Below are 11107 nucleotides of genomic sequence, written 5' to 3' on the forward strand. Positions count from 1 at the left end.
CATACAGGAAACTGGAGGGAAGGGCTCTATGACCGTCTTGGATGAACTGGTGGCCGGCGCCGTGGAGGATGCAAGGAGCCGGGTACAGACGATTCCCTTGGAAAGCCTCAAGCAACAGGTCAGGAGTATGAAGCGCAAACCTCTGGACGCCGCCCGCCTGCTCAGGGAAAGCGTCGGCATTCCGATAATCGCGGAAATCAAGCGCGCCTCGCCCTCCAAGGGGTATCTTGCCGACATCAAGAATCCCGCCGCCCTGGCCCGGCAGTATGCCAACGGGGGCGCTTCGGCCATATCGGTCCTGACCGAGGGCAGGCGCTTCCTGGGGTCCTTGGAGGATCTGCGGCAGGTCAGACAGGCCGTGGGCATTCCCGTGCTCAACAAGAACTTCATTGTTTCCGACTATCAGGTCTGGGAGTCCAGGGCCAATGGGGCCGATATGATCCTGCTGATTGTGGCTGCCTTGGATGACACCCGTCTCAAGCACCTGCTCGACCTGGCCGGGAGCCTGGGTATGACCGCCCTGGTCGAGACGCATGATCGCCAGGAGATCGAGCGGGCCATTGCGGCCGGCGCCAGGGTGATCGGCATCAATGCCCGGAATCTGAAGGACCTGAGCGTTGATGTCGACCAGTATGCCCGGTTGGCCTCCAACCTGCCCAAGGACGTGGTCAAGGTGGCCGAGTCCGGAGTGTTCGGGACGGTCGAGTTGGAGCGCTATGCCCGGGCAGGTGCCGATGCGGTCCTGATAGGTGAAGGTCTGGTCACCTCCCAGGACCAGGAAGGGACGGTCCGCCTGCTGGTTCAGGCTGGTCACCGCTTTAAGGCCGCCGAGGCCAGGCCCCTCTCGACCCATGACGGTCCTTATTTCGGCCCCTATGGCGGACGTTTCGTTCCTGAGGCCCTGGTTGGCGCCCTTGACGAGCTGGAGCGGGTCTACAAGGAGGCCAAGGCCGATCCGGCCTTCCGTGAGGAGCTGAACAGGCTCAACCGGGTCTATGTGGGGCGTCCCTCGGCCCTGACGCCGGCTCCCAGGTTCGCCGAGCTGATCAGCGACCGGGTCGGCGGTCAGGTCAGGGTCTTCCTGAAGAGGGAGGACCTGAACCACACGGGCGCCCACAAAATCAACAACGCACTCGGCCAAGGGCTCCTGGTCAAGCGCATGGGCAAGACCCGGGTCATCGCGGAGACCGGCGCCGGGCAGCACGGCGTGGCGACGGCTACGGTCTGCGCCCTCCTGGGCTTCAAGTGCCGAATCTACATGGGGCAGGTCGACGCCCGTAGACAGGCCCTGAACGTGGCCAGGATGCGAATGCTGGGAGCCGAAGTCGTCGAGGTGACCACCGGTACCAGGATTCTCAAGGACGCCATCAATGAGGCCCTGCGCGACTGGGTGACCAACGTGGAGTCCACCCACTACCTGCTGGGCACGGTGGCCGGCCCACACCCCTTCCCGACCATCGTCAGGGATTTTCAGAAGATCATCGGCGAAGAGGCCTCCGCCCAGCTTTCCGCATACGGCATCGACCATCCTGACGGGGTTGTGGCCTGCGTCGGCGGAGGTTCCAACGCCATCGGCATCATGAACACCTTCCTGGACGATCCCCGGGTCTCCCTCTATGCTTACGAGGCCGGCGGGAACGGGCCCGGTTCGGGCGAGCACGCCATACGCCTGTCGCCCGGCACCGGTCAGGTCGGCGTCTTCCAGGGGACCAAGTCCTATCTCTTGGAGGACGACCAGGGCCAGACCATGGACACCTACTCCATCTCCGCCGGTCTGGATTACGCCTCGGTGGGACCTGAGCATGCCTGGCTGCACGACCTAGGCCGGGTCAAGTATGACTATGCCACCGACAAGGAGGCCATGCAGGCTTTCAGCGACCTCTGCCGGACCGAGGGCATCATCCCCGCCCTGGAGTCCTCGCATGCCTTGGCCGGAGCCAGCAAGGCGGCAACCGACCTTTTGCGCAAGGGAATCAGGAATCCTGTCATTCTGATCAACATCTCCGGCAGGGGCGACAAGGATGTGGCCACGGCGGGCAGATGGTTCGGCTACCTTTCCGAGCAGGAGGCCAGCGCTCTGGAAGCCCAGGCCGGGCACGCCAAGAGCAATGAAGCAGAAGAGGAGGCCCGTTGATGGTCAACCAGCAATGGCAATGGCAGAAAGCCCCCGTCCAACCTGTCCAGCCCAAGGGGTTCAGCCGCGCGACCAGCCCGGTGGCGTCCACGCTGCAGGCCCTCCGCCAGCAGGGCAGGCCGGCCTTTATCGGTTATTTCCCCTATGGATTCCCAGATGTGCCCACATCCCTGGAGGCCATGAGGGTCATGGTGAGAAGCGGGGTCGATATCGTCGAGATCGGACTGCCATACAGTGACCCGGTTATGGATGGTCCGGTCATCCAGGCGGCCAGCAAGTGCGCCATCGACAATGGCGTCAAGGTCGAGGGTGTTTTCGATGCGGTGCGTCAGGTTCAGGCGGACGGCGCAAGGGCTCTGGTCATGAGCTACTGGAATCTGATACTGCATCACGGTGTGGCGGATTTTGCACAGAGCATGGCCGAGGCCGGTGGGTCCGGGCTGGTCACCCCGGATCTGATCGTCGACGAATCCGGGGAATGGATAGAGCAGTCGGACCGCTATGGCCTCGATCGGGTCTATCTGGTCTCGCCCGACTCCACCGATGCACGTCTGCAGCTCACCTCCCGGGCTGCCAGGGGCTTCGTCTATGCGACCTCACGGATGGGAGTGACCGGCGAGCGGACCAGCATGTCCAATTCAGCCCAGAACCTGGTGGCTCGGGTCAGGCATGCGGGTGCTCCTTATGTCTGCGTGGGCATCGGGGTTTCGACCGCCCAGCAGGCCTCTCAGGTCGGCGCCTACGCGGACGGGGTCATCGTCGGCTCGGCTCTGGTCCACTGCCTTCTGGATGACGAGGGCAGGCCGCGGAAGGACCGCAGAAAGGCTCTGGAGGCACTGGCTGAGGTCTGCTCAGATCTACGCTGGGGCATCTCCCAGTCCAGGAAGTGAGTGGGGCTGTAAGGTCCAGGGGCTAGATTGGGGCTTTATGACGCTTGCCTACATTCCATCGCCGGGAATATCCAGCTTCCAACTGGGGCCGGTCACCATCAGGTTCTATGCGCTGACCATGCTCCTGGCCATCATCGTGGCTGCCTGGATCACGGCCAGGCGCTGGAAGAAGGAGGGTGGCAGGACCGACCAGATTCTGGACATCGCCATCTGCGCGGTACCGGCCGGCATCGTCGGTGCAAGGCTATATCACGTCATCACCACCCCCGAACGCTACTTCGGAGCCAACGGCAACCCGGCAGACATCCTGCGCATTTGGCGTGGAGGGCTGGGCATCTGGGGTGCGGTCCTCCTGGGAGCTCTGGCAGCCTGGGCCTGGTGCCGTCACAAGAATTACCCGACCGCCCTGCTGGCAGACAGCGTGGCTCCTGCCCTTCTGGTGGCCCAAGCCATCGGGAGGCTGGGCAACTGGTTCAATCAGGAGCTCTACGGGGCTCCCACCACGCTGCCCTGGGGATTGAAGATCGACGCGGCAGGTTCCGCCATCGGCAGCAGCGAACAGTGTTATGACGGGGCCACCTGCCCGACCGGCACCCTCTTCCAGCCCACATTCCTGTATGAGATGATCTGGAACCTGATCGGCGCAGCCCTCCTGGTCTGGATCGGCCACAAGGCGGTGAACGTCCTCAAAGCCGGATCCCTTTTCGCCCTCTATGTCATGTGGTACACCCTGGGGCGCACCTGGATCGAGGCCCTTCGCATCGACTTCGCCCACGAATTCCTAGGTGTCAGAGTCAACGTCTGGGTGTCCATGACGGTCTTCTTCCTGGCGGCCGCAGCCTTCGTCCTCATAGCGCGCAAGGGCAAGCCGACCTCCCTGTTGTCCGAAAAACTTAGGACCATCACCGAGCTCGAGGTCCGTCAGGAATCCGAGGCCCAGAGCAAGTAGGGCAGTGGTCGGCCACCCAAGGGCCGGGACCTGTGCAATTGAGCCACAAACCGGTGCCACCCGTCTTCCGTACAACATAGAATAATCTCCATGAGCATTCAGATAGCACCCAGCATTCTTTCCGCCGATTTCGCCAACTTGGAGCGGGATCTCAAGGCTATTGCCAATGCCGATATGGTCCACGTGGACGTGATGGACCACCATTTCGTTCCCAACCTGACGCTTGGCGAGCCTGTGGTGGAGCGCATCTGCCAGGTGACCGACCTGCCGGTTGACGTGCATCTGATGATTGAGGACCCCGACCGCTGGGCTCCTGAATTCGCCAAGCTGGGTGTCGCCTCCGTCACCTTCCATACCGGAGCCGTCCATGCCCCGGTCCGTCTGGCCCGCCAGTTGCACGACATGGGGGTCAAGGCCTGCCTGGCCGTGCGCCCCGCCGAGCCTGTGGAACCGATCTTCGATATTTTGGATGAGTTTGACATGATTCTGGTCATGACCGTGGAGCCAGGCTTCGGCGGCCAGAAGTTCCTGGACAATCAGATGCCGAAGACCCGCCGCCTGCGTGACCAGATCACCGCCCGGGGCCTTAAGACGCACATCCAGGTGGATGGCGGGGTAAGCCCCACCACGGCTCCCATCGTGGCAGGGGCTGGAGCCGATGTGCTGGTGGCGGGCTCAGCGGTCTACGGTGCTGACGACCCGGCCAAGGCCATTGACCAGATCAGGCAGGCCGCGCAGGTAAGCTACAAGGACTGACAGGTTTTGCAGGAAGAATGGAGATAGCCAGATGAAGACCTTCGATGGGTTGTTTGAGGAGCTCTCGACCAAGGCCAAGGAGCGCCCGGAAGGATCCTTGACTGTTGAAGAGCTGGACAAGGGCACGCATTTCATCGGCAAGAAGATCAATGAAGAGGCCGGAGAAACCTGGATCGCCGCTGAGTATGAGGGCAAGGAGCGGACGGCTGAGGAGATGAGCCAGCTCCTGTATCACATCCAGGTCATGATGATCGATCGGGGCATCACCCTGGAGGATGTCTACAGGTACCTGTGACTTCCAATCCCATCCCGCAGTAGATTCGCTTCCGCAATTAGGAGGTTGGCCGTGTTGAAGGTCGCGGTGCCCAATAAAGGCATGTTGTCCCAGCCCGCATGGAGGCTGCTGTCAGAGTCTGGCTATCGTCTTCGTTCCAACGATCGGCAGCTGGTGGTCGATGACGTCGACAACGACATCCAGCTCTTTTACTTAAGGCCCAACGACATAGCGGTCTATGTTGGCCTGGGAACCATTGATTTGGGCATCACCGGGCGTGATCTTCTGCTGAACTCGGGTACCGGGGCTGTAGAGGTCACCCAGCTGGGATTCGGCGCTTCAACCTTCAGGTTCGCCGCTCCCGAGGTCAGCGCTATCAGGAGTCTGCAGGATGTGGACGGCAAGCGGATCGCCACCACCTTCGACCGGCTTCTTGGCGATTACCTGGCCGGCAAGGGACTCAAGGCGGAACTGATCCACCTGGATGGGGCGGTGGAGTCCTCCGTCCAGCTTGGCGTGGCCGATCTGATCGCTGATGTGGTCTCCACCGGCACCACCTTGCGCAACGCCGGGCTTCGCGTCTTCGGCGATCCCATCCTGAAATCCGAGGGGATTCTCATCAGGTCCCCGCACCTGGATCCGAATGATGAGCGTCTGGCGGTCATGTCCCGCAGGCTGGAGGGTGTGCTGACAGCCCGCCGCTATGTGTTGATGGATTATGACATCCCGGTCGAGCGTGTAGCCATGGCTGTAGGCATCACGCCCGGTTACGAGTCTCCGACAGTCTCCTCCCTGCACGACAAGCAGTGGGCGGCTGTCAGGGCCATGGTACCCAGGGATCAGGTGAACAATCTCATGGACCGTCTCTATGAGATTGGTGCGCGCGCCATCCTTGTAACAGCCCTTCAAGCTTCTAGAATGTAGTCGGATGGCACTGATTGATCGAATTTCACGCAGCAGGTACAGCCCTGAGCCGCGGTCGGTAATTTTCACCGTACCGAATGTCATCAGCCTGCTTCGCATCCTGTCCATACCTCTTATTGCCTACCTGGTGGCCAACCGGCATCTGATCATTTCCCTGGTGGTCATGCTGATTTCGGCCCTTTCGGATGGTGTGGACGGAATCATTGCTCGCAGGTTCAACCAGGTCAGCAAGCTGGGTCAGATTCTTGACCCGGTGGCCGATCGTCTGCTCATCCTCTGTTCCGTCCTGGCTCTGAGCATCGCCTCCATACTGCCCTGGTGGCTTCTGGCTCTGGTCGGTGCCAGGGATGTGCTCATGGGACTGCTGGTTCTGGCTCTTGCCCAACACAACTACGGCCCTCTGCCGGTGCACTTCGCGGGCAAGACCGGGACGGCCGTGCTCATGCTGGCCATACCTGCTCTGATTTTCGCGGATGTGGGCACCTCTGCCTTCTTCCGCGTCTTCCATCTGGTGGCTCTCGCGGCCGTCATCTGGGGTGTGGCGCTCTACTGGCTGGCAGGGCTGATCTACGCACGTCAAGGCATCGGGCTGCTTCGCCAGGACCGTCAGGACCGCCACGATGACTGAACCGCAGATGACGCCTGAGTCCTTCCCCGTGCCGCCCGACCGTGCCCTCATTCATCGGCGGGCGGCTTTTTCGCACTCCAGTGCCGGCCTGGAACGCCACTATGTGGATGAGGAGAGCTCTGAGCCCTCCCAGGAGTCCATCCGGCGGCGCATGGCCGATGAGTCCCTGAGGCTGATCGATGACCTGACCAACCGCCCCATGGATCCCATGTTCGAGGATGCCCGCCTGTTGCCCGCTGAGCGTAGATCACCGGTGAGCGTGTGGGTGAACAGGATTCTGGTCTTCGTCATCTGCGTGTTGGTCGGCTTGGCCGGCACTGGCATAGTGCAAGTGCTCCACAGGGACCCGCGTCAGAAGGTGCGCGAAAAGCTGATTACCCAGGTTGAAGCAGTCAGCAAGCGCGCCAACGACCTTAACGGACAGATTTCGGACCTTAACGGCAATATCGACACGCTTTCGGGTCAAGTGGGCGGCCAAGGCCAGGACGGCACGCAGACAGCCGACGATCTGACCAACGGCACCAGCAAGGTGCAGGGCCAGGGCATCGTCATCACCCTGGCCAACCCTATAGCCTCCAAGGATTCCCGGGATAATGCCGATCAGATCAAACTGGTCACCGACCAGGACCTGCAGTGGTTTCTGACCAAACTCTGGTCTGCAGGAGCAGAGGCCATCGCCATCAACGGCAATAGAATAGGAACACAGACATCAGTGCGCACGGCCGGTCAGACCATCCTGGTGGGTACCGCCTCCATCGAGGCCCCCTACAAGATCGAAGCCATAGGAGACCAGGGTGCCCTGTCTGATCTGATGTCTCGCAGCGATTTGCAAAGTCGCTTGCGTGACCTGAAGAATGCGAATATCACCGTCAATGTGAACAAGCAGCGACGGCTGAACCTGGATGCCGTCGGTCTGCCCAATCTGTCCTATGCCGGAAGGAGTCATTGACATGTCGGCAATTCTCGGCCTGATTCTAGGCGTGGTGGCGGGCATCTTTCTCAAGCCCGACATTCCCATCGTCCTGCAGCCCTACCTGCCCATTATGGTGGTGGCCGCCCTGGATGCATTGATGGGCGCGGTCCGTTCCTACTTCGAGCGCAGTTTTTCGGACAGGGTCTTCGTGGTCTCCTTCATCTCCAATGTGATCACGGCCACCCTTCTGGTCTTCCTGGGCAACCAGCTGGGCGTGGGATCTCAGCTGTCCACGGCTGTCATCGTGGTCCTGGGCATCCGCATCTTCTCCAACGTATCCGCCATTCGACGTTTCATTTTCAAGGGGTGAGCATATGAGACATACCCTCAGGAAGAAACGCGATGAACAGATGCCCAAGAGCATTCCACCAAGGCGGCCTGGGCGGGTAAGGGCTCCATCCGACGATACGCAGACCGGCGCCTTTCCGGTGGTCCGTCGGCGTCCTCTGCGCACGCTCAACTCCAACGCCACCAGGGTCAGGCTGGTCACCAGCGTCCTGGTAGCCCTTATGTGCGCCCTGCTGGGCTTCGGGTACGCTGTCCAGGTGCGCAATAACCAGTCCTCCTACCAGAGTCTGTCTGAGGAAGAGCTGGTGCGGGTGCTGGACGAGACCAGCAACCAGGTCGATAAGCTGGAGGAGCGCAAGAGCCAGCTCAACCAGCAGCTGACCTCCATCAAGTCCGCCGCCGACAAGCAGAAGGAGGCAGCCCGCATCGCACAGCAGAACGAGCAGAGCAGCGGCATCCTGTCCGGACGGCTGCCGGCCCAGGGCAGGGGAGTGGTGGTGACGGTCACCGAGGACAGTGATCGTGTGGATGCCTCCACCATGTTCAACCTGATTGAGGAGCTGCGCAACGCCGGGGCCGAGGTCATATCCTTCAATGATGTCCGGGTGGTCACGAGCACCTATCTGCTGGATACCCGCACCGGCCTGCAGTGCGATCATGCCAAGCTGCACAGCCCCTACGTCGTCAAGGCCATCGGGGATCCGGACAGTCTGCAGAACGCCATTCAGATCGCCGGGGGAGTGGGCTCGCGGATCAAGGTGCAATTCCATGCATCCGTGTCCGTGGATCAGTCCGATAGTGTCAAAATCGACCAGGTTCGACGCGTGCAGGACTACCAGTATGCAAAGCCTGTAGAATAGGCAGTTATGACAGAACCTATTCCCACTGCGGGCGAGACGACCATCATCGGCATGCCGGCCCTGAACATTCCAGTCACCTCCAACGGTGACCGTCCACTGACCAAGGACGATTTGGAAACCATGGCCCGATTGCCCGAGGGTACAGCCCTGCTGATCTCTACCAGGGGAGCGGTGTCGGGATCGCGCTATCTGTTGGACGAGGACCAGGTCAGCGTAGGCCGCGATCCGAAGGCCGACATTCTGTTGGATGACTCGACGGTCTCCCGGGCGCACGCCATATTCGTAAGGACCGATGACGGCTTCCGTGTCGAAGATACGGGCAGCCTCAACGGCACCTACGTCAACCGTGAACGCGTGGACCAGGCTGATTTGCACAACGGCGACGAGATTATGATCGGCAAGTTCCGGTTGGTCTACTTCGATAATCGGGCAGTCATCGCCAAGAACTGACAGGGGGCTTGACATGGCCGAAGAGGTGCCGATGCTGGTGCAGGGGGAACTCTTTTCGCCTGAGCAGGCCGAGGGCACGACCCGTGGCTATCGAGGCACGGTTGCGGCCAAGGTGGCCGGCATCACCTATCGGCAGCTTGATTATTGGGCACGCAAACGAATCGTAGAGCCCTCGATCAAGGCTTCGCACGGGTCAGGCTCCCGCAGGCTTTATTCCTTCAAAGACGTGGTCATCCTGGCTGTCCTTAAGCGGCTTCTGGATGCAGGTGTCAATCTGGTCAACGCTACAAGCACCGTGACTTACCTTGAGCGTCGTACCGTCGGTCAGCTTGAGCATGTGACCGTGGTCTGCGACGGTGATCAGGTAACCGAATGCACAGGCCCCGATCAGGTCTTCGCCTTGATGCAGTCCGGGCGCGCCGTTTTTGCTATCTCTGTGGGCGCAATCTGGCATCGTATGGATCTGGAATTGCAAACCTGTGACCATGTGGATTTGACTACTGGACAGCTGACCCCAGGACTTCCTGAGCGGCCCATTGACGAGCTGACGGCCATGCGCCTGCGTCAACGACTGGAGCACCAGCACGAGCAGCGCCAGCGGGCTGCATGATTGATGGGACAACATTGTGCGACGGCATGCAGCGCGGCCAAAACAGGGGAGAAAAACAATAAGTAATTTGACATAACGTACATTATCGGCCTATTAGATCATGATTATGATTTTGCCATTTTCCAGAGATTCATGGTCGATCTATTGTGGTCAAACTTGGTGACGCTTCACTAGCTTCACTCAAAGATTGCAAAGGGCCACCCAGGTAATCTTGGGTGGCCCTAGGTGGTCCTAAAAGGCAGGATACAGTTCTGGTCGACTCAGTGCTGAGTTTGATCGTTATCGAAGTAATCTTCGGCGGCCTGGGACAATTGGTCGACTTGATCGATGACTCGGTAGCATCCGTGGGACTCAAGTTCTCCGGGCTCGGCATAGCCCCAGCCGCATCCCAGACAGTCCAGACCGGTTTCCTGCGCACCATCCGCATCGGTCCAACGATCGCCGACCATAAGGGCCCTGTCGCTGAGCTTTGCATTGAAGCCAATCTGCTCTAGCGCGTAGGTGATGACCTGATCCTTGGTGACCCTTGTGGAGTCCTTGCTGGCGCCATAGACTCCATCTACCAGTGGCCTCAATCCGAAGTGGTCACAGACGGGCAGGGCCTGGTACTCGGGTTTGCAGGTGGCCACGGCCAATGTCAGTCCACGCTCGTGCATACGATTCAGCTGCTCTGGGATGCCATCGAAGACGGAGGCGAGCAGGCGTCCAGGTATGTGTTGTCCAGGATGCTCTGGATCCTCGAATGTTGCCATCTCGCTGTAATAGCGCCGGTATATCTGTACGCCCCTGTCGAGGTCTTCCTCCCTGACGCCGTTGCGTCGCAACGATACTTTCACGGCCGGTCCGATGAATCTGCGAAGCTCGCTTTCATCGGGCACGGTATAACCGAGATCTTTAAAGGTTTGTACCACGGAAGCGATAATGCCTGGGTGTGAGGCGGTCAGGGTGCCGTCGAGGTCCAGAAGAACCAGACGGCGCGGTGATTTACTCATAGTCGGGGAACCATCCTTCGCGATGCATTTTCAGGCGCTTGTCCAGTACGGCCTTGAGCTCGTCCTCGGATCGACGCTCCAGCAGCATGTCCCAGTGGGTCCTGGTCGGCTTGCCGGTCTTACCGGAATCCTGCTCGTCATGTCCTTCAAGGTGAGCGATCTGCCCGCAGCGGCACTCCCACTCCTGCGGCACCTCAGCGCCCTCAGCCAGCGGCAGAATGGTCCGATGGCCCTTGGGGCAGATGTAGGCGACCTCGCTGCGTGCCGCGAAGTCCACATTCTGATCAGATTCCAGGGACTTCGCCCCAATACTCATGCCGCGAAGACTGCGCTCTGCCATGATTCCTCCATACTCGTGTCCGTCACTGCCTCCAAGCTA

14 protein-coding genes are annotated in these 11107 nt (G+C 60.4%); 12 read left to right on the plus strand and 2 right to left on the minus strand.

Going from position 1 to position 11107, the window contains the following annotated elements:
* The first annotated feature begins 28 nt into the window (after positions 1-28).
* The 12 genes from trpB (at position 29) to ACNAOV_RS03715 (ending at position 9736) form a co-directional block, all read left to right on the plus strand.
* Complete coding sequence (gene trpB, locus ACNAOV_RS03660; protein WP_416517999.1) at positions 29-2134, plus strand: tryptophan synthase subunit beta; 2106 nt, start codon at positions 29-31, stop codon at positions 2132-2134.
* Positions 2134-3024, plus strand: coding sequence for a tryptophan synthase subunit alpha (trpA, locus tag ACNAOV_RS03665; RefSeq protein ID WP_416518000.1), 891 nt, complete (start codon positions 2134-2136; stop codon positions 3022-3024). Before trpB ends, trpA begins: the two co-directional genes overlap by 1 nt.
* Before the next feature lie 37 nt (positions 3025-3061).
* Complete coding sequence (lgt, locus tag ACNAOV_RS03670; RefSeq protein WP_029678893.1) at positions 3062-3973, plus strand: prolipoprotein diacylglyceryl transferase; 912 nt, start codon at positions 3062-3064, stop codon at positions 3971-3973.
* 90 nt (positions 3974-4063) lie between these two features.
* Positions 4064-4729 carry a ribulose-phosphate 3-epimerase gene (gene rpe / locus ACNAOV_RS03675; RefSeq protein ID WP_416518001.1) on the plus strand — a complete coding sequence of 222 codons (666 nt, stop codon included), beginning with the start codon at positions 4064-4066 and terminating at the stop codon, positions 4727-4729.
* A gap of 31 nt (positions 4730-4760) precedes the next feature.
* The gene (locus ACNAOV_RS03680) at positions 4761-5024 is read left to right on the plus strand and encodes a phosphoribosyl-ATP diphosphatase (protein WP_416518002.1); all 264 of its coding nucleotides are present in this window, start codon (positions 4761-4763) and stop codon (positions 5022-5024) included.
* Between the two features lie 51 nt (positions 5025-5075).
* A complete protein-coding gene (gene hisG, locus ACNAOV_RS03685; protein WP_416518003.1) occupies positions 5076-5927 on the plus strand; it encodes an ATP phosphoribosyltransferase in 852 nt (283 codons plus the stop codon).
* A gap of 4 nt (positions 5928-5931) precedes the next feature.
* Positions 5932-6555 (plus strand): CDP-alcohol phosphatidyltransferase family protein, encoded by a 624-nt coding sequence (locus ACNAOV_RS03690; RefSeq protein WP_416518004.1) that lies wholly within the window; start codon positions 5932-5934, stop codon positions 6553-6555.
* Entirely contained in the window at positions 6548-7504 is a 957-nt protein-coding gene (locus ACNAOV_RS03695) for a DUF881 domain-containing protein (protein ID WP_416518005.1), read from the plus strand. Before ACNAOV_RS03690 ends, ACNAOV_RS03695 begins: the two co-directional genes overlap by 8 nt.
* A 1-nt stretch (position 7505) precedes the next feature.
* On the plus strand, positions 7506-7838 hold the full coding sequence (locus ACNAOV_RS03700; RefSeq protein WP_015021764.1) for a small basic family protein: 333 nt from the start codon (positions 7506-7508) through the stop codon (positions 7836-7838).
* A 4-nt stretch (positions 7839-7842) separates the two neighbouring features.
* On the plus strand, positions 7843-8676 hold the full coding sequence (locus ACNAOV_RS03705) for a DUF881 domain-containing protein (RefSeq protein WP_154313664.1): 834 nt from the start codon (positions 7843-7845) through the stop codon (positions 8674-8676).
* A gap of 6 nt (positions 8677-8682) precedes the next feature.
* Complete coding sequence (locus ACNAOV_RS03710; RefSeq protein ID WP_416518006.1) at positions 8683-9126, plus strand: FHA domain-containing protein; 444 nt, start codon at positions 8683-8685, stop codon at positions 9124-9126.
* A gap of 13 nt (positions 9127-9139) precedes the next feature.
* Entirely contained in the window at positions 9140-9736 is a 597-nt protein-coding gene (locus tag ACNAOV_RS03715) for a MerR family transcriptional regulator (RefSeq protein ID WP_416518007.1), read from the plus strand.
* Between the two features lie 260 nt (positions 9737-9996).
* Here ACNAOV_RS03715 and ACNAOV_RS03720 read toward each other — a convergent pair whose 3' ends face one another.
* Both ACNAOV_RS03720 and ACNAOV_RS03725 read right to left on the minus strand, forming a co-directional pair.
* A complete protein-coding gene (locus ACNAOV_RS03720; protein ID WP_416518008.1) occupies positions 9997-10728 on the minus strand; it encodes an HAD hydrolase-like protein in 732 nt (243 codons plus the stop codon).
* Positions 10721-11068 (minus strand): RNA polymerase-binding protein RbpA, encoded by a 348-nt coding sequence (locus tag ACNAOV_RS03725; protein WP_029678882.1) that lies wholly within the window; start codon positions 11066-11068, stop codon positions 10721-10723. Before ACNAOV_RS03725 ends, ACNAOV_RS03720 begins: the two co-directional genes overlap by 8 nt.
* Positions 11069-11107: the final 39 nt, after the last annotated feature.

The organism is Bifidobacterium asteroides (assembly GCF_048001765.1).
Taxonomy (GTDB): domain Bacteria; phylum Actinomycetota; class Actinomycetes; order Actinomycetales; family Bifidobacteriaceae; genus Bombiscardovia; species Bombiscardovia asteroides_K.

Coding starts and splice junctions, on each gene's coding strand:
- ACNAOV_RS03705 (WP_154313664.1), top strand. CDS start 7,843: ATGAGACATACCCTCAGGAAGAAACGCGATGAACAGATGCCCAAGAGC.
- ACNAOV_RS03695 (WP_416518005.1), top strand. CDS start 6,548: ATGACTGAACCGCAGATGACGCCTGAGTCCTTCCCCGTGCCGCCCGAC.
- trpA (WP_416518000.1), top strand. CDS start 2,134: ATGGTCAACCAGCAATGGCAATGGCAGAAAGCCCCCGTCCAACCTGTC.
- ACNAOV_RS03720 (WP_416518008.1), bottom strand. CDS start 10,728: ATGAGTAAATCACCGCGCCGTCTGGTTCTTCTGGACCTCGACGGCACC.
- ACNAOV_RS03710 (WP_416518006.1), top strand. CDS start 8,683: ATGACAGAACCTATTCCCACTGCGGGCGAGACGACCATCATCGGCATG.
- lgt (WP_029678893.1), top strand. CDS start 3,062: ATGACGCTTGCCTACATTCCATCGCCGGGAATATCCAGCTTCCAACTG.
- ACNAOV_RS03680 (WP_416518002.1), top strand. CDS start 4,761: ATGAAGACCTTCGATGGGTTGTTTGAGGAGCTCTCGACCAAGGCCAAG.
- rpe (WP_416518001.1), top strand. CDS start 4,064: ATGAGCATTCAGATAGCACCCAGCATTCTTTCCGCCGATTTCGCCAAC.
- ACNAOV_RS03715 (WP_416518007.1), top strand. CDS start 9,140: ATGGCCGAAGAGGTGCCGATGCTGGTGCAGGGGGAACTCTTTTCGCCT.
- trpB (WP_416517999.1), top strand. CDS start 29: ATGACCGTCTTGGATGAACTGGTGGCCGGCGCCGTGGAGGATGCAAGG.
- ACNAOV_RS03690 (WP_416518004.1), top strand. CDS start 5,932: ATGGCACTGATTGATCGAATTTCACGCAGCAGGTACAGCCCTGAGCCG.
- ACNAOV_RS03725 (WP_029678882.1), bottom strand. CDS start 11,068: ATGGCAGAGCGCAGTCTTCGCGGCATGAGTATTGGGGCGAAGTCCCTG.
- ACNAOV_RS03700 (WP_015021764.1), top strand. CDS start 7,506: ATGTCGGCAATTCTCGGCCTGATTCTAGGCGTGGTGGCGGGCATCTTT.